Below are 22,951 nucleotides of genomic sequence, written 5' to 3'. Positions count from 1 at the left end.
ACCCAGCCAGAAGGTCGGCGCAGAGCGGTTGCCGGGCGACCGTGACAGCTGAGGCGGTGGCAGCGTCGCCGCGACAACCCGGCATCCGGCAGCCCCGCATCGCCCTGGAGCGAACCTGTCGCAGGCTTCCGGCGACGCCTGCGACAGGCCGTGACGTCACTGACTTGACGCAAAAATACTCCGAGAAATGTGATATGACGCTAAACTGACAGTTCGCCCGCTGTGCAATCGAGCAAGGATTTCCCGATGCCCCGAGTCCTGATCCTGCTGCTGCCCCTGCTGAGTACCCTGCTGGTTGTCCAGCCCACCCATGCCGAGCTGCTGCGGGTCGCCACCGAGGGCAACTACGCGCCGTTCAGCTATGTGGACGACAGCGGCCAACTGACCGGCTTCGACGTGGAAATCGCCCAGGCGCTGTGCCAGCAGATGCAGGTCCAGTGCCAGGTGCAGGCCATCACCTGGCGCGACCTGATCCCACGCCTGGAAGACCGCAGCGTCGACCTGATCGTCGCCAGCATGGCGCGCACCCCGGAGCGCCTGCAGCGGGTCGACTTCAGCGACTACTACTACCAGTCCCACTCGGTGTTCGCCGGCCGCGCCGGCAGCGTCGGCGACACCTCGCCTGCCGCCCTCGCCGGCCTGCGCCTGGCGATCATCGAGGGCACCATCCAGGCCGACTACGTGGCGCGCCACTACCCGCGCAGCACCCTGCTGCTGGTCGACCACCAGGACCGCGCCTTCGCCAAGCTGCTGCGCGGCGAGGCCGATCTGGTGCTCTCCGACAGCATCAACCTGCTGGACTTCCTGCAGCGCCCGGAGGCCGCCGACTACGACTTCATCGGCAGCCCGCTGCTCGGCGACGCGCTCAGCCCCAAGGCGCACATCGCGGTCCGCAAGGGCGACGACGACCTGCGCAACCGCCTCAACCGCGCGCTGGAAGAAATCCGCCTGAACGGCATCTACGACCGCATCAACCGCCAGTACTTCCCCTTCAGCGTCTACTGAGTACGCCGCCATGCACCCGCAGCGCCCGCCGCCCAGCGGCCCGACATCCGGCTTTCGCCCGCAACTGGCCACCACCGTGCAACTGGGCCTGTTCGGCGTACTCCTGCTGTTCGCCCTGGCCATCTGGTTGTCCATGCCGCTGCTCGGCGGCATCGTCGACAAGGCCAACCAGGTGCGCGACGAGTACCTGCCCGAGCTGACCCGCTGGCGCTACAACACCCAGCGCGTCGAACAGCTCTACGGCTTCATCCAGACCCTCTACTGGACCAGCGACAGCCGCGCCGCGCGCAGCAGCCGCCTGCAGGCCCAGGTGCTGGTAGACAGCTTCGCCTTCGCCCCCGACAGCGCACTGGCCGAGCGAGCCGGCCAGACGCTGCTGCACCTGCAGAACCTCGCCCGCCTGCGCGATGCCCAGCGCGACACCCTGGCCGCCCTGCAGCAGCGCGCCGCCGCCCTGCTCGCCGCGCTACCGGGCGACGGCGGCGAACTCGCCCGCTTCGCCGCCGCCAGCAGCCACCTCGGCCTGATCGGCTCCGACTGGCAGGCCTTGCAGCAGCAGGCTCAGGCCCTGCCGGACAGCGGCGCTCCGCCCGGCGCGCAGCATCTGCTCGGCGCCCTGCAGGCACAGTTCGGCCAGTTGCACGCCCTCGAAACGCAGATCGGCGCCGAACACCGCCAGGCCCTCGAACAGCAGAAGCAGCTGGCCGCCACCCTGAACACCGACACCGCGCTGAAGACCCAGCAGATCGCCACCGCCGTCGAGCACGAAGCCAGCCAGGTGCGCCGCTATGGCCTGCTGGTCCTGCTGCTGCTCGGCGCCATCACCGTCCTGGTGCTCTACGCCTTCCAGCGCCACCTGCTGCGCCCGATCCTGCTCTGCAACCAGGCGCTGGAGCAGCTCAACGGCGAGCGCCCCGTGCAGCTGCCGCCGCCGACCCTGTTCCACGAACTGGACACCATCTGCCACAGCGTGCGCGAATACAGCAACATGACCCGCCAGCTGCAGCTGGCCAACCGCGAACTGATGCAGCTCTCGCAGCAGGACGGCCTCACCGGCCTGAGCAACCGCCGCCACTTCGACGCCATGCTCGCCGCCGAACACGCCCGCGCCAGCCGCCATGGCCACGCCCTGACCCTGATCCTTCTCGACATCGACCACTTCAAGAAGCTCAACGACCGCTACGGCCACCTGTTCGGCGACGACTGTCTGCGCCATCTGGGCGCCGTCCTGACCCGCTCCTGCCAGCGCGCCGGCGACCTGGCGGCCCGCTACGGCGGCGAGGAGTTCGCGCTGATCCTCCCCGAACTGAACCTGGAACAGAGCCTGGCACTGGCCGAACGCCTGCGCCGCAGCGTCGCCGAACTGGTCACCCGCACCGACGCCGGCGAGCCGGTCAGCTTCACCATCAGCGCCGGCCTGATGTACGCCGAGGACTGCGCGCGGCACACGCCCGCCGGGCTGATCCTGCAGGCCGACCAGGCGCTCTACCGAGCCAAGCAGCACGGCCGCAACCGGGTCGAAGTCGCCGGGGAAAGCCTCGTCGCCGGCTGAGCCGCACGCCCCGCGTTGCGGCATACTGAAGGCCCGCCCGACCGACCCGGAGCCCGCCATGCTGCCCCGCACCCTCGAAGAACTGGACACCCTGCGCGACGAGTGCAAGGCCATGGTCACCAAGCGCGCCGGCCTCTCCGCCGGCGCCGCGGTGCTGCCGATCCCCGGACTCGACCTGGGTGCCGACATCGCCCTGCTGGTCGAGCTGCTCCCGGCGATCAACCAGAAGTTCGGCCTCGGCGCCGAGCAGGTCCGCGGCCTCGACCCCAAGCTGCAGCGCATCGTGCTGGTCGCCGCCACCAGCCTGGGCAACAACCTGATCGGCAAGCTGGTCACCCGCCAGCTGGTCATGCAGGCGCTGAAGAGCATCGGCGTGCGCGTCACCACCAGGACCGCGGCCCGCTTCGTGCCGATCCTCGGCCAGGCGCTGGCCGCCTCGATCAGCTTCGGGGCGATGAAGCTGCTCGGCAACGCCCATGTGGAGGACTGCTACAAGGTGGCCAGGCAGGCGCTGCTGGCGCGGGTCGAGAGTGCGCCGACAGACGGTGTGCGGGTGATCGAGGTGACGGCGGAGATGGTGGAAGTGGCGCGCGACCACTGAGTCACCCGCGAGACGCTCCGCGCCACATCACGCGCAACTATGGCTGAGCGCACGGATATTCAGGGGGCAGCCTGGATATCCACACCCGGCACGCCCTTACTCCGGCTTGAGCATGACGACAGGCTTCCTGTAGCTTCACCCTGGCGTGTCGCCGGGCAGCGGGAATAGCACGCTCAGGATCAACGACCGCGCCACGCAGCACCCCGTCAGCGGGCGAGCCCCGCACCCAGGAGCATATAAATGGAATTTGAGGACAAACTGGCCACCCTGGCGGCCAAGGTCGAGCAGCAGAAGAACGCCATCCAGACCGAAGAGGCCACCAAGACTGCCTTCATCATGCCCTTCATACAGGCGGTGCTGGGCTACGACGTATTCGACCCCACCGAAGTCGTTCCCGAATTCACCGCCGATGTCGGCACCAAGAAAGGCGAAAAAGTCGATTACGCCATCTGCAAGGACGGACAGGTACAGATCCTGATCGAGTGCAAGAAGCTCGGCGACAACCTGAACATCAACCATGCAGCGCAGCTGTACCGCTACTTCTCCGTCACCAGCGCGCGAATTGCCATTCTTACCAACGGTCAGGTCTACAAGTTCTTCACCGACCTCGACGCGCCCAACAAGATGGATGAAAAGCCGTTCCTCGTTCTCGACCTGCTGGATATCGACGACCACGCCGTCCCCGAACTGAAGAAGCTCACCAAGCCCGCCTTCGATGTCGAATCCATCATCAATGCAGCCGGCGAGTTGAAGTACGTCAGCCAGCTGAAGCGCGAACTGGCCAAACAGTTCAATACGCCCGATGACGACTTTGTCCGCCTGTTCACTACCCGCGTCTACGACGGCACCATCACCCAGCGAGTGCGCGAACAGTTCGCCGTGCTCATGCTCAAGGCGATGCGCCAGTTCCTCAACGACCAGGCCAACGAGCGTCTGAAATCCGCCATCACCGGCGTCAGCGCCACCGCGCAGGCCGCCTCGAATGCCACGGAGAATCCAGAGGAGCCGCTACAGGGCGAAGACAATCTCAAGGACAAGATCCTCACTACCCAGGAAGAACTGGACGGCTTCAACATCGTCCGCGCCATTGTCCGCGCCGAGGCCGACGTGAAGCGGGTGGCGCCACGGGACACGCAGAGCTACTTCGGCGTGCTGCTCGACGACAACAACCGCAAGCCGATCTGCCGCCTCCATTTCAACCGCACGCAGAAATATATCGGCACCTTCGACAGCGACAAGACCGAAACCCGCCACCCCATCGACACCGTGGACGACATCTTCAACTTTGCCGAACAGTTGAAGGCCACCGTCCGGGGCTACGAACAGCCCTGATCCGTCACGGCGCGCCGGCAGTGGGGGCCGTCAGCCCTCCACCGCCCCCCACTGCTTGTTCAGGCGCTTGTCCGACACCGCCATCTTCGTCCCCAGCTGCTGGGCGAACAACGACACCCGGTACTCCTCCAGCATCCAGCGGTACAGCGCCAGCTCGGGGTCGCGCTTGCCCTCCTGCTGGTGTTTCTTCAGCCGCGCCTGGTACTGCTCCCAGCAGCCGGCCAGCTCGCCGCTCCACACCCGGTCGCGCTGCAGCTGGCTGCCGACCTTGTCCAGGCGCTGCTCGATGGCCTTGAGGTAGCGCGGATACTCACTGAGCCACTCGGCCGGGGTCTGGCGCACGAAGCCGGGGTAGACCAGGTGGCCCAGCTGCGCCTTGATGTCGTTGAGCGCCACCGCCATGGCCAGGTCGATGCGGCCCTTGAAGCGCTTCTGCAGGCCGTGCCAGAGCTTGAGGATCTCCAGTGTCAGTCTGGCCAGGCACTCGGCGTGTTCGGCCCAGCTGCCGCGCTTGCGCTCGGCGAGGCTGGCCAGCGCGGCGCCGTCGCGCGGCAGCGGGCTTTCGCCTTCGAGGATGCAGCTGTCCAGGCTGGCCAGCAGGATGTCCTCGACCAGCGCCTCGACGCGGCCCAGGTCGCGGTACAGCAGGCCCAGCTCGGTGAGGCCGGGCAGCTTGCCGCGCAGGTACTTGGCCGGCTCGTTCAGCTGTTGCAGCAGCAGGCGCTGTAGGGCGCGGCGGTGCTGGAATTCGGCTTCGGCCTGGGTCGGGAAGCGGCCTTCCTTGACCGTGCCGCCCTCCTCGACCAGCGCCGGGTAGACGGTCAGCGACAGGCCGGCGATCTTCTGCTGGGTCTGCTGCTTGACGGCGGCGAAGTCGCGGGCGGCGACCGGCTTGGCCTCGGCCTGGCTCTCGGGGATCGCCAGCGCGGCCTGGCTGGCCTCGGCGAAGCGCGCGGTCAGCTCGGCCAGGTCGCGGCCCTCGCCGAGGAACTTGCCGCGCGCGTCGACCACCTCGATGTTCATCTTCAGGTGGCTGTCCAGCTGGGCGGCGGCGTCCGCCCAGGCTTCCTCGGGCACCCGGGCACCAGTCATGCGTTGCAGCTCGCGGCCCAGCGCCTCGGGCAGCGAGCCTTCGCCGAAGACCAGCTTGGCCTGCGCGGCGCCGACGAAGTCCGGCACCGGCACGAAGTTCTTGCGCAGCGCCTTGGGCAGGCCGCGCACCAGCGCCACGCACTTGGCCTCCAAGAGACCCGGCACCAGCCAGTCGAGCCGCTCGGCCGGCAGCTGCGGCAGCAGCGGCGCCGGCACGCGCAGGGTGACGCCGTCGCGCGGGTGGTTGGGCTCGAAGTGGTAGGACAGCGGCAGCTGCAGGCGGCCGATGCTCAGGCTGTCCGGGTACTGCTGCGCAGTGATCTCGCTGGCCTCGCGGGCCAGCACGTCCTCCTCGCGCATGATCAACAGCTGCGCATCCCTGGCGCTCTCGCGCTTGTACCAGCTCTCGAAACTGGCGGTCTGGTAGATGTCCTGCGGCAGCCGCGCGTCGTAGAAGGCGAACAGGGTTTCCTCGTCGGCGAGGATGTCGCGGCGGCGCGCCTTGGCTTCCAGCTCGTCGAGCCGCTCCAGCAACTGGCGGTTGGCGCTCAGGCACTTGGCGCGGCTGTTGATCTCGCCGCGCACCAGACCTTCGCGGATGAACAGCTCGCGCGCGGCCGCCGGGTCGATGGGCCCGTAATGCACCGGGCGGCGGCCGACGATGATCAGGCCGTAGAGGCTGATCTGCTCGTAGGCCACCACCTGGCCGCGCTTCTTCTCCCAGTGCGGCTCCAGATGGTTCTTCTTCACCAGATGCGGGGCCAGCGGCTCGATCCAGTCGGGGTCGATCTTCGCCACCATGCGCGCGAACAGCTTGGTGGTTTCCACCAGTTCGGCGGCCATCACCCACTGCGGACGCTTGCGGCCGATGCTGCTGCCCGGATGCAGCCAGAAGCGGCGCTGGCGGGCGCCGTTGTAGTCGCCCTCCTCGGTCTTCTGGCCGATCTGGCTGAGCAGGCCGGCGAGCAGTGCCTTGTGCACGGCGGCGTAGTTCTTCAGGGTCTGCGCGTTCTGCTGGCGCTCGTCCTGGGCGGCGACGGCCTGGCGGGCACGCTGGTCCAGCTCGCCCGTCACCACGGGCGCGGCGACCGGCTCAGGCGCTTCCAGCGGGTTGAGCGGCAGCTTGAGGTCGCGGCAGGTCAGCAGCAGCTGGCGGTGGGCGTCGCGCCATTCGCGCAGGCGCAGGTAGTTGAGGAAGTTGCGGCGGCACCAGTTGCGCAGCGCGTTGGCGCCCAGCGCCTGGCGCTGCGCCTCGAAGCCGTGCCACAGGTTGATCAGCGCGGCGAAGTCGGAGTCCGGGTTCTTCCACTGCGCGTGGGCCTGGTCGGCGGCCTGCTGGCGCTCCATCGGCCGCTCGCGCGGGTCCTGCACCGACAGGGCGCTGACCACCACCAGCACCTCGGCCAGACTGCCCTGCCGGGCGCCTTCCAGCAGCATGCGGCCGAGGCGCGGGTCGATCGGCAGGCGCGCCAGCTGGCGGCCCAGCGCGGTCAGCTGGTTGTCGCGGCCGACCGCGGACAGCTCCTGCAGTAGGTTGAAGCCGTCGCTGATCGCCTTGCCTTCCGGCGGCTCGATGAACGGGAAGTCCTGGATGTCGCCGAGGCGCAGGTGGAGCATCTGCAGGATCACCGCGGCCAGGTTGGTGCGCAGGATCTCGGGGTCGGTGAACTCGGGGCGGGAGAGGAAGTCCTCCTCGCTGTACAGGCGGATGCAGATGCCCGGCTCGACCCGGCCGCAGCGGCCCTTGCGCTGGTTGGCGCTGGCCTGCGACACCGCCTCGATGGGCAGGCGCTGGACCTTGGAACGGTAGCTGTAGCGGCTGATGCGCGCGGTGCCGGAGTCGATCACGTAGCGGATGCCCGGCACGGTCAGCGAGGTTTCGGCGACGTTGGTGGCCAGCACGATCTTGCGCCCGGAGGCGGGCCTGAAGATCTTCTGCTGCTCGGCCGGGGTCAGGCGCGCGTACAGCGGCATCACCTCGGCGTGGCGCAGGTTGGCCTTGCGCAGCACCTCGGCGGCCTCGCGGATCTCGCGCTCGCCGGGCAGGAACACCAGCACGTCGCCGGGACGCTGGCCCACCGCGCGCTCGTGCGCCTCGATCTCGTCGAGGGCGCGCAGGATGCCCTGATCCACCGAGAGGTCGTCGAACAGCGCCTCGCCGTTCTCGTCCTGCTCGGCGGCCAGCGGCCGGTACCAGGTCTCCACCGGATAGGTGCGCCCGGACACCTCGATGATCGGCGCGTCGTCGAAGTGCTTGGAGAAGCGCTCCAGGTCGATGGTCGCCGAGGTGATGATCACCTTGAGGTCGGGGCGGCGCGGCAGCAGGTTCTTCAGGTAGCCGAGCAGGAAGTCGATGTTCAGGCTGCGCTCGTGGGCCTCGTCGACGATCAGGGTGTCGTACTTTTCCAGGAAGCGGTCGTGCTGGGTCTCGGCGAGCAGGATGCCGTCGGTCATCAGCTTGACCAGCGACTGCTCGCCGCTGTGGTCCTCGAAGCGCACCTGGTAGCCGACCAGCTCGCCAAGCGGCGTGCCGATTTCCTCGGCGACGCGGGTCGCCACGCTGCGCGCGGCGAGGCGGCGCGGCTGGGTGTGGCCGATCAGCCCGTGTACGCCGCGGCCGACCTCCAGGCAGATCTTCGGCAACTGGGTGGTCTTGCCCGAGCCGGTCTCGCCGGCGATCACCACCACCTGATGCGTGGCGATGGCGGCCTTGATCTCCTCACGACGCGCGGCGATCGGCAGGGCGTCGTCGTAGCGGATGCGCGGCACGCTGGCGCGGCGTGCCGCGACCTTGGCTGTGGATGCCTGGAAGCGCTCCAGCCACTGCGCCAGCCTGGCCTCGTCCGGGCGCTTGCGCAGTTCGAGCAGCTGGCGGCGCAGGCGGTGGCGGTCGGCGTTGAACGCCTGGTCGAGGTTGTTCAGCAGCTGGTCGAAGGCGGGTACGGCACTCATCGGGCGGACATCGGCTGGCAATTCGGGGCGGAGATTGTCGCAGATTTGCCCGCCAGCGGGTCAGTCACCGGCCAGCGCCGCCGGCGCCGCGCCACGCCGGCCGAGGGCCAGCCAGAGCCCCAGCGCGACCACGCCCAGCGCCGCGCCGGCGGCGCACACGCCGAGCCAGCCGAATGCCTCGAACAGCGCAGCCGACGCCAGCGAGCCCAGCGCGCCGCCGACGAAATAGCCGGTCATGTAGCCGGCGTTGATCCGGCTGCGCGCCTCGGGGCGCAGCCGGTAGACCTGGTTCATGTTGCTGACGTGGGTCAGCTGCACCGCCAGGTCGAGCAGCACCACGCCGACCAGCAGCGCCGCCAGCGAGCCGCCGGCAAACCCCAGCGGCAGCCAGGACAGGGCGAGCAGCGCCAGCCCCAGGCTGGTCGCCAGCGCGCCGCGCCCCCGGTCGGCCATCCGCCCGGCCAGACTCGCGGCCAGCGCGCCGACCGCGCCGACGATACCGAACAGGCCGATCACCCCGTCGGAATAGCCGTAGGGCTCGGCCGAGAGCAGGAAGGCCAGCGGCGTCCAGAGCATGGCGAACATGGCGAAGCTCAGGCCGCCGAGCAGGGTGCGCAGGCGGAACTCCGGCTCGTCGCGAAACAGCAGGGCCACCGAGGCCAGCAGGCGCGGGTAGCCGATGCGCTCCGGGTGGCGGTAGCGCGGCAGGGCGAACCACAGCGCCAGCGCGGTGGCGGCCAGCACCGCCGCGGCGAGGAAGTACACGCCGCGCCAGCTGCCCAGCTCGGACAGGGTGCCGGCCACGGTGCGCGCCAGCAGGATGCCCAGCAGCAGGCCGCTCATCAGAGTACCGACCACCCGGCCGCGCTCGGCGGGCGCGGCCAAGGTCGCGGCGAAGGGCACCAGCACTTGGGCCACCACCGAGAACATCCCGGCCAGTGCGGTGCCCAGCAGCAGCACCGCGAAGCTCGGCGCCAGCGCACTGAGCAGCAGGCCGCAGGCACCGAGCAGGGCCATGCCGACGATCAGCGCGCGCCGCTCCAGCAGATCGCCCAGCGGCACCAGCAGGATCAGGCCCAGCGCGTAGCTGACCTGGGCGGTGGTGACCAGGATGCCGGCGCGGGCGTAGGACAGGCCGAACTCTTCGGCCAGGGTCTGCAGCAGCGGCTGGTTGTAGTAGTTGCTGGCCACCGCCACGCCGGTGGCGAAGGCCATCAGCAGGACCAGCCAGCGGCTCAGGGCGGGAGTGGGTCGGTCGGTCATCGCGGCGTACTCGCAATCGGGGGAGCGCAGTATCGGGCCCGTGCAGCGATGACAGAAATGAATTATCAAGATGATCTCAATCTCGTATCGCGATGCAAACCATGAACCTCAAGCAACTCGAATTCGCCGTCGCCCTCGCCGAGGAAGGCAACTTCACCCGCGCCGCGCAGCGCTGCAACGTGGTGCAGTCGGCGCTCAGCCACCAGATCGCCCGCCTGGAGGAGGAGCTGGGTACCCGGCTGTTCGAGCGCCGGCCGCGCCAGGTGCGGGTCACGCCGGCCGGCGAGGCGCTGCTCGGCCAGGCGCGCCTGGCGCTGGAAGCGACCCGGCGGATTCCCGCCGAAGTCGCCGCGGTCAGCGGCGAGGTGCGCGGCAGCCTGACCCTGGGGATGATCTCCTCCCTCGACCTGTTCGACATCGTCGAGCTGCTGGCCGCCTTCCACGGGCGCTTTCCGCAGATCGACATCGCCCTGCGCCAGGAACACAGCGAGAGCCTGCTGGAAGCGGTGCGGCAGCGCAGCATCGACCTGGCCTTCGTCGGCGTGCCGCCCAGCACCGCGCTGGACGGCGTGGAGCAACGCCTGCTGGCCAAGGAGGAACTGGTCGCGGTGCTGCCGGCCGGCCACCCGCTGGCCGGGCGCGCGCGCCTGCATCTGGAGGAACTGCTGGCGCTGCCGCTGGTGGACTTCCCCGCCGGCAGCAGCGCCCGCCAGCAGACCGACACGGCCTTCGCCGCCCTCGGCCTGAGCCGCCGGGTACGCTTCGAGATCAGTCATATCCACCTGCTGGAGCGCTTCGTCCGCCGCGGGCTGGCGGTCGGCCTGGCGCCGACCAGCACCGCCGCCACCTTCCACGGCCTGCCGCGGGTGCCTGTGTGCGATGCGCCCAGCCGGCGGGTCTATGCCATCTGGCCGCACGATCCCACGGCGGCGACCCGCGAGCTGCTGGTCGAACTGGAACGAGTGCTGGCCCGCGCCGGGCTGGGCGCGGGCAGGCCGGCGCCCTGAGTCGGGCGACTCAGGCGCCGGCCGCGCGGCGCAGCTCCTCGTCGCGCAGCTGGCGGCGGAGGATCTTGCCGACGTTGGTGGTCGGCAGGCTGTCGCGGAACTCCACCTGGCGCGGCACCTTGTAGCCGGTGAGGTTCTCGCGCATGTGATCCAGCACCTGCTCCTCGCTCAGCTCGGCACCGGGCTTGCGCACCACGAACAGCTTGATCGCCTCGCCGCTGCGCGCATCCGGCACGCCGATGGCGGCGGCGACCTGCACCCCCGGCAGCGCGGCCAGCACCTCCTCCAATTCGTTGGGGTACACGTTGAAGCCGGAGACCAGGATCATGTCCTTCTTGCGGTCGACGATGCGGATGTAGCCGTCGGGCTGGATCAGCGCGATGTCGCCGGTACGCAGCCAGCCCTCGGCGTCGAGCACCTCGGCGGTGGCCTCCGGGCGCTGCCAGTAGCCCTTCATCACCTGCGGGCCCTTGACGCACAGCTCGCCGACCGCGTCGACGCCCAGGTCGTTGCCGGCGTCGTCGACCACCTTGCACTGGGTCGAGGGCAGCGGCAGGCCTATGGTGCCGAGCTGGATGCGCTGGATCGGGTTGACCGATACCACCGGGCTGGTTTCCGTCAGTCCGTAGCCTTCGCAGATGGCGCAGCCGGTGAGGCGCTGCCAGCGCTCGGCGACCGCCCGCTGCAGGGCCATGCCGCCGGACAGGGTGAGTTTGAGGGCGGAGAAGTCCAGACGCTGGAAGCCCTCGTGGTTGCACAGGGCGACGAACAGGGTGTTGAGGCCGACGAAACCGCTGAAGCGCCACTTGCCCATCTCCGCGACCATCGCCGGCAGGTCGCGCGGGTTGGTGATCAGCACGTTGTGGTTGCCGGTGAGCATCATCGCCATGCAGTGAAAGGTGAAGGCGTAGATGTGGTAGAGCGGCAGCGGAGTGATCAGCGTCTCGCAGCCCTCACCGAGGGTCTGGCCGATCAGCGCGCGGCACTGCAGCATGTTGGCGATCAGGTTGCGGTGGCTGAGCATCGCGCCCTTGGCGATCCCGGTGGTACCGCCGGTGTACTGCAGGACGGCGATGTCCTCGCTGCGCGCGCGCTGCTCGCGCACCGGCCGGCCACGCCCGCGGGCCAGCACGTCGACGAAGCGCACCGCCTGGGGCAGGCGGTAGGCCGGCACCATCTTCTTCACATGGCGCACCACGGCGTTGACCAGCCAGCGCCTGGGCGCCGGCAGCAGGTCGGCCACCTCGCTGACGATCACCACCCTAAGGCCCGTGTGCGGCAGCACGGCCTCGGCCAGATGGGCCATGTTGGCCAGACAGAGCAGCGCCTTGGCGCCGGAGTCGTTGAACTGGTGCTCCATCTCTCGCGCGGTGTACAGCGGGTTGGTGTTGACCACCACCAGCCCGGCGCGCAGGGCGCCGAACACCGCGACGGGAAACTGCAGCAGGTTGGGCAGCTGGATGGCGATGCGGTCGCCCGGCTGCAGTTCGGTGTGCTCCTGCAACCAGGCGGCGAAGGCGCCGGACAGCTCGTACAGCTCGGCATAGCTCAGGGTGCGGCCGAGGTTGCTGAAGGCCGGGCAGTCGGCAAAGCGTCGGCAGGCGTCTTCGAGGACGGCGGGGATGTTCGGGTAGCAGTCGGGGTCGATGCTGGCGGCAAGGCCGGCGGGGTACTTGTCGGTCCAGAAGCTCGCGGTCATGGAGGTTCCTCCTGAGCAGCAGCCTGACTGCGCCTGTCGAGGAGAGCGGCCTCCCTCTCGCGGGCGGGTGTTGTTATGGGTGCCGCCGTCCGTTTCGGTCAGGGCCTGCAGCGAGGATAACAGCTCCCCCGGGGGCCTTCCAGAAACGCCCCGGCGCAGGTCGGCTCACACTGAATGACACGGAATCCTGCTACCTTAGCCGCTGCCCGCCGACTGCCCACGCGGCATCCGGCGCAGACTCGCAACCACCGGCTGACAAGGAGCCCCAATGAGCCTGGTAGAAAACACCCCCTACGACGAACTGCAGGTCGGCCAGAAGGCGACCTTCATCCGCGCCGTGCAAGAGCGCGACGTGCAGCTGTTCGCCGAGGTGTCCGGCGACCGCAATCCGGTTCACCTGGATGCCGACTACGCCGCCGGCACCGCCTTCAAGGAGCGCATCGCCCACGGCATGCTCACCGGCGCGCTGGTCAGTGCCGCCCTGGCATGCACCCTGCCGGGACCGGGCACCATCTACCTGGGGCAGAACCTGCGCTTCACCCGCCCGGTCAAGCTCGGCGACGAACTGACCGTGGAGCTGGAGGTGCTCGAAAAGCTGCCGAAGAACCGCGTGCGCATCGGCACCCGGGTGATCAACCAGCAGGGCAAGCCGGTGGTGGAAGGCGAGGCCGAGGTGATGGCCCCGCAGGAGAAGCTGCGCATCGAACTGCCGCAGCTGCCGCCGATCACCGTCGGCTGAGTCCCGCAGTGGAGGCCGCCGAATCGCGGCCTCCGCTGTAGCGCGGCTTTTTTCGCGCACAAAAAAAAGGCGACCTAAGTCGCCTCAAATGCCTTGCGTGCCCACGCATCGGAAAGGGTCAGTGTGGCTTCTTGCCTTTCTGAGCATCCTTCCAGACGAAATATGCGAATCCACCCAGGAAGCCGGCTGTCAGAACCACAATGACGATGCCTGCAACTACTACCTCATCCATAAACATGATGAGCCTCCCCTGTCTTGCAATCTGTGTTGAAGCCAGATTACCCACACACTGCTGCAGGAAATTGACCGGGATCAACAAGCGCCAAGCGCCGCCCGGCCAAGGCCGGAAAATCCTGACGCAGGTCAACGGAACGCCTCCGCCCGGGGCGGTCCGGGCGGAAACGGGAGGGAGTCGGTGGCGCGCCACGCACGGGCATCGTGGCATCCGGCGGGTGGAAGGATGGCAGGACGGTGCTTCAGCGCTTCTTCGGGCGCTTTTTGGCCTTCTTGCCGGGCTTGGCCAGCGGCAGGGCCTGCTCGAAGGCCTGGCGCATCTCCTGCAGGCGTTTCTCATGCAGGTCGTGGATGCGCCGCTCACGTTCGGCGGAAAAATCGATCAGCGTGTCGTCGCTCATGGCGGTACTCCCGAAAATCCGCAGGCCGGAGGGAGGTGCATGATGCCCGCCGGGCCGCTCCCTGGACAACCGCCGGCAGGCGACGACAGGCCGCACGGTTGTCTTTGGCCTGTCTCCGGCGTTCCGTTACCATACGCCACTTTTCGTGGCGGGAGACAGGCATGGCGCAGTATCAACCGGGACAACGCTGGATCAGCGACAGTGAGGCGGAATTGGGGCTGGGCACCATTCTCGCGCAGGACGGCCGCCTGCTCACCGTCCTCTATCCGGCGACCGGCGATACCCGTCAGTACGCCCTGCGCAACGCGCCGCTGACCCGCGTGCGCTTCGCCCTGGGCGACGAGATCACCCACTTCGAGGGCTGGAAGCTGACCGTCCAGGAGGTCGAGGACGTCGACGGCCTGCTGGTCTATCACGGCATCAACGCCCAGCACGAGCCCTGCTCGCTGCCGGAAACCCAGCTGTCCAACTTCATCCAGTTCCGCCTGGCCAGCGACCGCCTGTTCGCCGGGCAGATCGACCCGCGCGGCTGGTTCGCGCTGCGCTACCACAGCCTCGAACACCGCTCGCGCCTGCTGCAGTCCTCGCTGTGGGGCCTCTCCGGCGCGCGCGCCCAGCCGATCGCCCACCAGCTGCACATCGCCCGCGAAGTGGCCGACCGCGCCAGCCCGAGGGTGCTGCTGGCCGACGAAGTGGGCCTGGGCAAGACCATCGAGGCCGGCCTGATCCTGCATCGCCAGCTGCTCTGCGGCAGGGCCAGCCGCGCGCTGATCCTGGTGCCGGAAAACCTCCAGCACCAGTGGCTGGTGGAAATGCGCCGGCGCTTCAACCTGCAGGTCGCGCTGTTCGATGCCGAGCGCTTCATCGAGAGCGACGCCGACAACCCCTTCGAGGACTGCCAGCTGGCGCTGGTCGCTCTCGAGTGGCTGCAGGGCGACGCCCGCGCCCAGCAGGCGGTGCTGGACGCCGACTGGGACCTGCTGGTGGTCGACGAGGCCCACCATCTGGTCTGGCATCCGGAAGGCGCCAGCGCCGAGTACCGCCTGGTCGAGCAACTGGCCGCGCACATTCCCGGCGTGCTGCTGCTCACCGCCACCCCCGAGCAGCTCGGCCTGGAAAGCCACTTCGCCCGCCTGCGCCTGCTCGACCCCGACCGCTTCCACGACCTGGAGGCGTTCCGCGCCGAGAGCGCCCAGTACCAGCCGGTGGCCGAGGCGGTACAGGAGCTGCTCGACCACGGCAAGCTGTCCCCGCAGGCGCGCGCCGCCATCCACGAGTTCCTCGGCAGCGAGGGCGACAGCCTGCTGGCCAGCGTCGAGAGCGGCGACGAGGAAGCCCGCGCCCGGCTGATCCGCGAGCTGCTCGACCGCCACGGCACCGGCCGCGTGCTGTTCCGCAACACCCGCGCCGCCGTGCAGGGCTTCCCCGAGCGCCACCTGCACCCCTACCCGCTGGCCAACCCGGTCGAGTACCTGGAGCTGCCGGTCGGCGAGCATGCCGACCTCTACCCGGAAGTCGGCTATCAGGCGCAGACCCAGGACGACGGCGCCGAACTGCGCTGGTGGCATTTCGATCCGCGCGTCGAGTGGCTGATCGACACCCTGAAGATGCTCAAGAAGACCAAGGTGCTGGTGATCTGCGCCCACGCGGAAACCGCCCTCGACCTGGAGGAGGCCCTGCGCGTGCGCGCCGGCACCCCGGCCACGGTGTTCCACGAGGGCATGAGCATCCTCGAACGTGACCGCGCCGCCGCCTACTTCGCCGACGAGGAGTTCGGCGCCCAGGTGCTTATCTGCTCGGAAATCGGCTCCGAAGGCCGCAACTTCCAGTTCGCCCACCATCTGGTGCTGTTCGACCTGCCGGCCCACCCGGACCTGCTCGAGCAGCGCATCGGCCGCCTCGACCGCATCGGCCAGAAGCACGCCATCCAGCTGCACGTGCCTTACCTGGAGAACAGCGCCCAGGAGCGCCTGTTCCACTGGTACCACCAGGCGCTGAACGCCTTCCTCAACACCTGCCCGACCGGCAACGCGCTGCAGCAGCAGTTCGGCCCGCGCCTGCTGGCGCTGCTCGAAGGCGGCCACGACAGCGACTGGGCGCAACTGCTGGCCGAGGGCCGCGCCGCCCGCGAGGCGCTGGAAAGCGAACTGCACAAGGGTCGCGACCGCCTGCTGGAACTCAACTCCGGCGGCGCTGGCGAAGGCGAGGGGCTGGTCGAGGCCATCCTCGAACAGGACGACCAGTTCGCCCTGCCGATCTACATGGAAGAACTGCTCGACGCCTTCGGCGTTCACAGCGAGGACCACTCCGACAACGCGCTGATCCTGCGCCCCGGCGAGAAGATGCTGGATGCCGGCTTCCCGCTCGGCGACGACGAGGGCGTCACCGTCACCTACGACCGCCAGCTGGCGCTGGCCCGCGAGGACATGCAGTTCCTCACCTGGGAACACCCGATGGTGCAGGGCGGCATGGACCTGGTGCTGTCCGGCACCATGGGCAACACCTCGGTGGCGCTGATCAAGAACAAGGCGCTCAAGCCCGGCACCGTGCTGCTCGAACTGCTGTTCGTCAGCGAGGTGGTGGCGCCGCGCGCCCTGCAGCTGGGCCGCTATCTGCCGCCGGCGGCGCTGCGCTGCCTGCTCGACGCCAACGGCAACGACCTGGCCGCGCGGGTCGGCTTCGAGACCCTCAACGACCAGCTGGAAAGCGTGCCGCGCGCCAGCGCCAACAAGTTCGTCCAGGCCCAGCGCGAGGTGCTGGCCCGGCAGATCGCCGTCGCCGAGGGCAAGATCGCCCCGCGCCATGCCGAGCGCGTGGCCGACGCCGCCCACCGCTTCGCCGCCGAACTGGACGAGGAACTGGCGCGCCTGGAAGCGCTGCGCGCGGTCAACCCCAGCGTGCGCGAAAGCGAGCTGGACAGCCTGCGCCGCCAGCGCGAACTGGGCCTGGCGATGCTCGACAAGGCCGGCCTGCGCCTGGAAGCGATCCGCGTACTGGTGGCCGGCTGAGCGACCACACGAGCGGATCGGCCGCTCTAACGCTCCACCGCAGGGGAGTCCTGCCGGAGATCGGGCCTCCGGCAGGACTCCCCTGCGCGGGCGGGACAACCCGCGCAGCGACGTTCTCCCCCTAGCCCGCGCGGCAACCTGACGGTGGCCGCTCGCCGGAGCAGGTTGCCTAGCCTGCCCGGCTGCGCGTTGCCCGCCTTCCTTCGCAGGGCGTGCGCGGCGCAACTGCGCATCTCCGTCAGTGCGCTGCGCGCAGCGCCCCCTACAGATTCACTGCGACTGCCACTGCGCCAGCCACTGCGCCAGCCACGCCAGGCTGGCGGCGGTGCCCGCCTCCCCCGGCCGATACTCGGCGGCCAGCCAGCCGGCGTAGCCCGCCTCGCGCAGCGCCGCCCGCGCCGCGGCGAAGTCCATCGTCCCCGTGCCCGGCGCGCCGCGTCCGGGGCAGTCGGCGAACTGCACATGACCGATACGCCCGGCCAGCGCGGCGATGCACGTCGGCAGGTCGAGTCCCTGGCGAGCCATGTGATAGAGGTCGAGCTGGGCGGCGCAGTTGGGATGGTCGACCGCCGCCAGCAGCGCCAGCAGATCCTCCGGCGTGTTGACCAGAAAGCCCGGCATGTCCAGCGGGTTGATCGCCTCGGCCAGCACACGGATGCCCAGCGGCGCGAAGGCCTCGGCGCTGCGGCGCAGGTTGCCGGCCAGGGTTTCCCGTGCCGCCGCGTGGCTCACCCCGTCGGCCAGCCGCCCCGGCAGCACGTTGACGCACTGCGGACGCACCACCCGGGCATAGGCCAGCGCCTCGGCCAGCGCCGCGTCGAACTCGGCCTGACGCCCGGGCACCGCCGCCAGTCCCGGGCCGCCGTCCATCAGATCGCCGGCCGGCAGGTTGATCAGCAGCAGCGGCAGGCCGGCGGCGTCCAGTGCCGCGCGCAGCGCCTCGGCCGGCAGCGCGTAGGGAAACTGGATTTCCACCGCGGCGAAGCCGGCTTCGGCCGCCGCGCCGATGCGCTCCGGCAGCGGCAGCTCGGTGAACAGCATCGACAGGTTGGCGCAGAGCTTCATGCCTCGTCCTCCCCGCGATACAGCTCGACCAGGGTGGCCGGATCGCGCTCCAGGTTGCCCTGGCTGCCGTGCAGGCGCATCAGCTGCGCGGCCAGGCCGCTCAGCGGCGTGGACGAGCCCTGCTCGCGGGACAGCTTCACCGCGGTGTCGAGGTCCTTGAGCAGGGTGCGCACATGCCACTTGACCGGCTCGAAGCGGCTCTCGGCCATCTGCGGGGCGAGGATCTGCAGCGGTTTCGAATCGGCGAAGCCGCCGGCCAGTGCCGGGGCGATCAGCCCGGCATCCACCCCGGCGCGCTCGGCCAGCGCCACCACCTCGGCGATCACCAGGGCGTTGCAGGCGACGATCATCTGGTTGCACACCTTGGTCACCTGACCGGCGCCGACCTCGCCCATGCGCGTCAAACGCTGGCCGAGATGGGCGAGGATCGGCCGCAGCCGCTCGATGTCCTCCGCCGCGCCGCCGGCCATGATCGCCAGGGTGCCCGCCTCGGCGCCCGGGGTGCCACCGGACACCGGCGCATCCACCCAGCGCATGCCGCAGCGCGCCTCCAGCTCGGCGGCCATCGCGCGGGTCGCCGCCGGTTCGCAGCTGGAGAAGTCCACCAGCAGTTGCCCCGGCAGGCCCTGCTCGGCGATGCCGCCGGGGCCGAACACCACCTCGCGCACGGCGGCGGTGTCGGCCAGGCAGAGCATCACGATGTCCGCCTCGCGGCACAGGTCGCCGGGGTGGTTGACCACCCCGGCGCCGGCGTCCACCAGCGGCTCGCACTTGGCCGGGTTGCGGTTCCAGATGCTCAGGGGAAAGCCTGCGGCCAGCAGGCGGCGGCCCATCGGCAGCCCCATCAGGCCGATGCCGGCAAAGGCCAGGGCGGGCAAGGTATCGCTCATGTCCATCTCCGCAGCGGGGAAAAGCCGCATCTTAGCAACAGCCCCGCGCCCGGCCGACCGTCGCTGCCCGCCAAGACCCGGGCAAGCGCCGGAGTGCCCGGCGCCGCCGTGACGGCTGCGCCCTCGCCGCGACAGTCCGCCAGCGTCGGCCAGCGGGCCTCGGTCGCTCCATGGGCTCGACCTGTAGCGGCCATATGGGCCAGCAAAGCCGCGCGACTGCCCTTATAATCCGCGCCCGACTTTTCCGCTATTGAACCGGAGACTCCCCATGCTCAAGCGTACCCTGGCGCTCGCCGCCGGCATTGCCCTGTCCGTTTCCGCCCTGGCCGCCCAGGCCGCCGATGTGCTCAAGGTGTCCGCCATCCCCGACGAGGCGCCCACCGAACTGCAGCGCAAGTTCAAGCCGCTGGGCGCCTACCTGGAGAAGGAGCTGGGCATGCCGGTCCAATTCGTGCCGGTGTCCGACTACGCTGCGGTGGTCGAGGGCATCGCCGCCGACCGCGTCGATCTGGCCTGGCTGGGCGGCTTCACCTTCGTGCAGACCCGCCTGAAGACCGGCAATGCCATTCCGCTGGTGCAGCGCGAGCAGGACGAGAAGTTCACCAGCAAGTTCATCAGCGCCGACGCCAACGTGAAGTCGCTGCAGGACCTCAAGGGCAAGACCTTCGCCTTCGGCTCGGTGTCCTCCACCTCCGGCAGCCTGATGCCGCGCTACTTCATGCAGAAGGACGGCATCGTCCCCGAGCAGTTCTTCTCCCGCGTGGCCTTCTCCGGCGCCCACGACGCCACCGTGGCCTGGGTGCAGGCCGGCAAGGTCGACGCCGGCGTACTGAACGCCTCGGTGTGGGACAAGCTGGTCGCTGCCGGCAAGGTCGACACCGCCAAGGTGCACGTGTTCGCCACCACCCCGACCTACTACGACTACAACTGGACCGTGCGCGGCACCCTCGATCCGGCGCTGACCGCCAAGATCAAGGCCGCCTTCCTCGCCCTCGACCCGGCCAACCCGGAGCACAAGGCGATCCTCGACCTGCAGGCCGCCAGCCGCTTCATCGAGACCCAGCCGGAAAACTACGCCGGCATCGAGGAAGCCGCCCGCGCCGCCGGCCTGCTGAAGTGACCGTGCGCCTGACCGGCGTGGGCCTGACCCACGCCAACGGTCGGCGCGCCCTGCAGGACGTGGATCTCTCGGTCGGCCGCGGCGAGCGGCTGGCCATCATCGGCCCGTCCGGCGCCGGCAAGACCACCCTGCTGCGCCTGCTGGCCACCAGCCTGCAACCCGGCGAAGGACGTCTGGAGCTGCTCGGCGCCGAACCCTGGCACCTGGCCGCCGGCGCACGCCGGCGGCTGCGCGCGCGCCTCGGCCTGATCCACCAGAGCCCGCCGCTGCCGCCGCGCCAGCGCGTGGTCGCGGCGGTCAGCGCCGGTCGTCTCGGCCAGTGGCCGCTGTGGAAGGGCCTGCTCAACCTCGTCCATCCGCTGGATACCGGCGGCGTGCGCGACGCCCTGGCGCGCCTGGATCTGGCCGACAAGCTGTTCGAGCGCTGCGACCAGCTGTCCGGCGGCCAGCTGCAGCGGGTCGGCATCGCCCGCGTGCTGTACCAGCAGGCCGAGCTGATCCTCGCCGACGAGCCGGTGTCGGCCATGGACCCGGTGCTGGCCGGCCATACCCTCGGCGTACTGACCCGCGAGGCCGAGGCCCGCGGCGTCACCCTGCTGGCCAGCCTGCATGCCGTCGATCTGGCGCTCAACCACTTTCCGCGCATCGTCGGCGTGCGCGACGGGCGCATCGCCTTCGACCTGCCGGCGCACGAGGTGACCCCGCAGGCGCTGGACGCCCTGTACGCCAACGAGCAGTTGGACCAGCCATCGCCCGCCTCGCCGGCCCCTGCGCCGCAGATCGTGACCATTCCGCGATGCTGACCCGTTCTCCGTCTGCCGCCGGCGCGGCCGCCCCGCACGACCCCGCCGCCCTGCCGCGCCTGCTGCTGACCGTGCTGGCCGTTGCCCTGCTGTGGCCGGGGCTGTCGCTCAGCGAGCTGAATCTCGCCGTGCTGTTCGATGCCGGCAACGCCGCCACCATGGGCAGCTTCGTCGCCGCCTTCTGGCCGCCGGAGCACGGCGGCGAGTTCCTCGCCCTGCTCGGCCGCGCCACCCTGGAAACCCTGGCCATCGCCACCGCCGGCATGGCCCTGGCCTGGCTGATCGCCGTGCCCTGCGCGCTCGCCGCCACCCGCGTGCTGTCGGTGTCCGCCGTGACCCGCGGCGGTCGCCCGCGTTGGTGGAGCGCGGCCCTGCGCGGGCCGGTGCGCGCGCTGCTGATCGTGCTGCGCAGCATCCCGGAAATCGTCTGGGCGCTGTTGTTCGTGCGCGCCGTCGGCCTCGGCCCCACCGCCGGGGTGCTGGCCATCGCCATCACCTACGGCGGCATGCTCGGCAAGGTCTACGCGGAAATCTGCGAGTCGGTGGACCCGCGCCCGGCGCGCGCCCTGCTCGCCGCCGGCAGCCCGCGGCTGGCGGCGTTCGCCTACGGCGTGCTGCCCAACGCGGCGGCGGAGATGCTCTCCTACACCGTGTACCGCTGGGAGTGCGCGATCCGCGCCTCGGTGGTGATGGGCTTCGTCGGCGCCGGCGGCCTCGGCCAGCAGATCGACCTGTCGATGCGCATGTTCGCCGGTGGCGAGGTGGCCAGCATGCTGCTGACCTTCTTCGCCCTGGTGCTGCTCGCCGACCAGTTCAGCCGCCTGCTGCGGAGCCGGCTGACATGAAGCGCGCGCTCAACTACGGCCTGCTGCTGGCGATCCTCGCCGCCGTCGGCGCGTCCTTCGCCGGCCTCGGCCTGGACTTCTCCGGGCTGACCAGCGCGCGCAGCCTGGCGCTGATGGCCGACTACGCCGCCGGCTTCTTCCCCGCCGACGTCTCCTCCGCGCACCTTGCCGCCATCGGTCGCGGCAGTCTGGAAACCCTGGCCATGTCGGCCATCGGCACCCTGCTCGCCGCCCTGCTCGGCCTGCTGCTGGCACTGCCCGCCGCAGGACGCCTGGGCCACGCCGCCGGAGCGCTGGCGCGTCTGCTGCTCAACGCGCTGCGCTCGATTCCGGAGCTGGTGTGGGCGGCGCTGATGGTGCTGGCCGCCGGGCTCGGCCCTAACGCCGGCACCCTGGCGCTGGCCCTGCACACCGCCGGAGTGCTTGGCCGGCTGTTCGCCGAGGCGCTGGAGAACACCCCACACGAGCCCGCCGAGGCGATTCGCCTGGCCGGCGGCGGGCGCGTGGCGGCCTTCGTCTACGGCACCCTGCCCGGCGTGTGGCCGCAACTGGTCGCCTACCTGCTGTACCGCTGGGAAAACAACATCCGCATGGCCAGCGTGCTCGGCTTCGTCGGCGCCGGCGGCCTCGGGCAGATGCTCTACGTCAGCCTCAGCCTGTTCCAGCAGGCCCAGGCCGCCACGGTGATCCTCGCCATGCTGCTGCTGGTGCTGGCGGTGGACGCGCTGAGCGGCTGGGCGCGCCAGCGCTGGGTCAGCCACTGACGCCCGCCGTGCCTGCACGCCGCTAAACACAAGGCCCCCGCCAGCAGCGCTGCGCGGGGGCCTTGTGCATTGCAGCGGGCGCCGCGCGCCTCAATGCAGCGCCGGCGCCGCCTCGCGTTCCTGCACCAGCACCCAGGGCGCCACCACCACCGCCCACAGCTGCGGCGTGCGGCGCTGGTAATCCTCGGCCTCGGCCACGTCCATCCGGCGCAGCTCGCCGCTGGCCAGCCAGACGCCCACCGTCTCCTTGCGATCCTCGGCCAAGGCCTCGGCCACGCCGACCAGATCCAGGCTGCCAGCCACGCACAACACGCTGCCGCGGGCGAAGAACGGCTGCAGTTCCTGCCAGGTGAGGGTCGCGGTTTCGCCAAGCAGCTTGGCATAGAGGGTGCTAGGTTGTTCAGACATGGAGGCTCACCTGTGAATCGGGGCGGCCATGATAGCGCCGGGCGGCAGGCAGGCAAACGCCGCCGCGCGGGGATGGCGGCCCCAGCGGGGGGTGGATTTTTTCCGGGGAACACGGCAACGTCGACGGCGTATCTGAGTTGCCCTGCAGGACCTCGACCGTCCCTGCGGCTG

19 protein-coding genes are annotated in these 22,951 nt (G+C 69.9%); 11 read left to right on the top strand and 8 right to left on the bottom strand.

Features of this window, described 5'->3' with window-relative positions; genetic code table 11:
- The first annotated feature begins 246 nt into the window (after nt 1-246).
- The 4 genes from BLU22_RS08910 to BLU22_RS08895 all read left to right on the top strand — a co-directional run bounded on the left by BLU22_RS08910 (nt 247) and on the right by BLU22_RS08895 (nt 4,490).
- Nucleotides 247-1,005, top strand: coding sequence for a transporter substrate-binding domain-containing protein (locus tag BLU22_RS08910; protein ID WP_090213741.1), 759 nt, complete (start codon nt 247-249; stop codon nt 1,003-1,005).
- 10 nt (nt 1,006-1,015) lie between these two features.
- The gene (locus tag BLU22_RS08905) at nt 1,016-2,557 is read left to right on the top strand and encodes a GGDEF domain-containing protein (RefSeq protein WP_090213739.1); all 1,542 of its coding nucleotides are present in this window, start codon (nt 1,016-1,018) and stop codon (nt 2,555-2,557) included.
- A 58-nt stretch (nt 2,558-2,615) separates the two neighbouring features.
- Nucleotides 2,616-3,158, top strand: coding sequence for a hypothetical protein (locus BLU22_RS08900; protein WP_197676749.1), 543 nt, complete (start codon nt 2,616-2,618; stop codon nt 3,156-3,158).
- 240 nt (nt 3,159-3,398) lie between these two features.
- Complete coding sequence (locus BLU22_RS08895) at nt 3,399-4,490, top strand: type I restriction endonuclease (protein WP_090213738.1); 1,092 nt, start codon at nt 3,399-3,401, stop codon at nt 4,488-4,490.
- A 30-nt stretch (nt 4,491-4,520) separates the two neighbouring features.
- Here BLU22_RS08895 and hrpA read toward each other — a convergent pair whose 3' ends face one another.
- Together hrpA and BLU22_RS08885 are read right to left on the bottom strand one after the other, a co-directional pair.
- Complete coding sequence (gene hrpA / locus BLU22_RS08890) at nt 4,521-8,534, bottom strand: ATP-dependent RNA helicase HrpA (RefSeq protein ID WP_090213736.1); 4,014 nt, start codon at nt 8,532-8,534, stop codon at nt 4,521-4,523.
- Between the two features lie 60 nt (nt 8,535-8,594).
- On the bottom strand, nt 8,595-9,797 hold the full coding sequence (locus BLU22_RS08885; protein ID WP_090213735.1) for an MFS transporter: 1,203 nt from the start codon (nt 9,795-9,797) through the stop codon (nt 8,595-8,597).
- 101 nt (nt 9,798-9,898) lie between these two features.
- Here BLU22_RS08885 and BLU22_RS08880 point away from each other — a divergent pair, with 101 nt between their 5' ends.
- Nucleotides 9,899-10,804 carry a LysR family transcriptional regulator gene (locus tag BLU22_RS08880; RefSeq protein WP_090216352.1) on the top strand — a complete coding sequence of 302 codons (906 nt, stop codon included), beginning with the start codon at nt 9,899-9,901 and terminating at the stop codon, nt 10,802-10,804.
- A 10-nt stretch (nt 10,805-10,814) separates the two neighbouring features.
- Here the strand turns inward: BLU22_RS08880 and BLU22_RS08875 are convergent, their stop codons facing one another.
- Nucleotides 10,815-12,503, bottom strand: a complete 1,689-nt coding sequence (locus tag BLU22_RS08875) for a long-chain fatty acid--CoA ligase (protein ID WP_090213733.1) — start codon at nt 12,501-12,503, stop codon at nt 10,815-10,817.
- Nucleotides 12,504-12,771: 268 nt separating this feature from the next.
- Here BLU22_RS08875 and BLU22_RS08870 point away from each other — a divergent pair, with 268 nt between their 5' ends.
- Nucleotides 12,772-13,242, top strand: coding sequence for a MaoC family dehydratase (locus tag BLU22_RS08870; RefSeq protein WP_090213732.1), 471 nt, complete (start codon nt 12,772-12,774; stop codon nt 13,240-13,242).
- Nucleotides 13,243-13,360: 118 nt separating this feature from the next.
- Here BLU22_RS08870 and ccoM read toward each other — a convergent pair whose 3' ends face one another.
- On the bottom strand, nt 13,361-13,474 hold the full coding sequence (gene ccoM / locus BLU22_RS15435; RefSeq protein WP_394327551.1) for a cytochrome c oxidase subunit CcoM: 114 nt from the start codon (nt 13,472-13,474) through the stop codon (nt 13,361-13,363).
- Nucleotides 13,475-13,718: 244 nt separating this feature from the next.
- Nucleotides 13,719-13,877 (bottom strand): hypothetical protein, encoded by a 159-nt coding sequence (locus BLU22_RS15055; RefSeq protein ID WP_090213729.1) that lies wholly within the window; start codon nt 13,875-13,877, stop codon nt 13,719-13,721.
- Nucleotides 13,878-14,038: 161 nt separating this feature from the next.
- Between BLU22_RS15055 and rapA the strand changes: the two genes are divergently transcribed.
- The gene (gene rapA, locus BLU22_RS08855) at nt 14,039-16,885 is read left to right on the top strand and encodes an RNA polymerase-associated protein RapA (RefSeq protein ID WP_090213727.1); all 2,847 of its coding nucleotides are present in this window, start codon (nt 14,039-14,041) and stop codon (nt 16,883-16,885) included.
- A gap of 270 nt (nt 16,886-17,155) precedes the next feature.
- On the opposite strand, the gene BLU22_RS08850 is transcribed toward rapA, so the two are convergent.
- Together BLU22_RS08850 and BLU22_RS08845 are read right to left on the bottom strand one after the other, a co-directional pair.
- On the bottom strand, nt 17,156-17,950 hold the full coding sequence (locus tag BLU22_RS08850; RefSeq protein WP_090213726.1) for a hydroxypyruvate isomerase family protein: 795 nt from the start codon (nt 17,948-17,950) through the stop codon (nt 17,156-17,158).
- Nucleotides 17,947-18,840, bottom strand: a complete 894-nt coding sequence (locus BLU22_RS08845) for an NAD(P)-dependent oxidoreductase (RefSeq protein WP_090213724.1) — start codon at nt 18,838-18,840, stop codon at nt 17,947-17,949. Before BLU22_RS08845 ends, BLU22_RS08850 begins: the two co-directional genes overlap by 4 nt.
- A gap of 268 nt (nt 18,841-19,108) precedes the next feature.
- Between BLU22_RS08845 and BLU22_RS08840 the strand changes: the two genes are divergently transcribed.
- Genes BLU22_RS08840 through phnE form a run of 4 tightly spaced genes read left to right on the top strand, consistent with a single transcriptional unit; the run spans nt 19,109 to nt 22,372 of the window.
- Nucleotides 19,109-19,960, top strand: coding sequence for a putative selenate ABC transporter substrate-binding protein (locus tag BLU22_RS08840; RefSeq protein ID WP_090213723.1), 852 nt, complete (start codon nt 19,109-19,111; stop codon nt 19,958-19,960).
- Nucleotides 19,957-20,763 carry a phosphonate ABC transporter ATP-binding protein gene (locus BLU22_RS08835; RefSeq protein WP_090213721.1) on the top strand — a complete coding sequence of 269 codons (807 nt, stop codon included), beginning with the start codon at nt 19,957-19,959 and terminating at the stop codon, nt 20,761-20,763. The genes BLU22_RS08840 and BLU22_RS08835 overlap by 4 nt, the downstream gene beginning before the upstream one ends.
- Nucleotides 20,757-21,608, top strand: coding sequence for a PhnE/PtxC family ABC transporter permease (locus tag BLU22_RS08830; protein ID WP_090213719.1), 852 nt, complete (start codon nt 20,757-20,759; stop codon nt 21,606-21,608). The genes BLU22_RS08835 and BLU22_RS08830 overlap by 7 nt, the downstream gene beginning before the upstream one ends.
- Nucleotides 21,605-22,372, top strand: coding sequence for a phosphonate ABC transporter, permease protein PhnE (gene phnE / locus BLU22_RS08825; RefSeq protein WP_090213718.1), 768 nt, complete (start codon nt 21,605-21,607; stop codon nt 22,370-22,372). Before BLU22_RS08830 ends, phnE begins: the two co-directional genes overlap by 4 nt.
- 90 nt (nt 22,373-22,462) lie before the next feature.
- On the opposite strand, the gene BLU22_RS08820 is transcribed toward phnE, so the two are convergent.
- Nucleotides 22,463-22,780 (bottom strand): DUF2288 domain-containing protein, encoded by a 318-nt coding sequence (locus tag BLU22_RS08820; protein WP_090213716.1) that lies wholly within the window; start codon nt 22,778-22,780, stop codon nt 22,463-22,465.
- Nucleotides 22,781-22,951: the final 171 nt, after the last annotated feature.

Source organism: Pseudomonas guangdongensis, assembly GCF_900105885.1.
In the GTDB taxonomy this organism is placed as follows: domain Bacteria; phylum Pseudomonadota; class Gammaproteobacteria; order Pseudomonadales; family Pseudomonadaceae; genus Geopseudomonas; species Geopseudomonas guangdongensis.
Note: the sequence above shows the minus strand (reverse complement) of the source record. Positions and strands in the feature narration are given on the sequence as shown.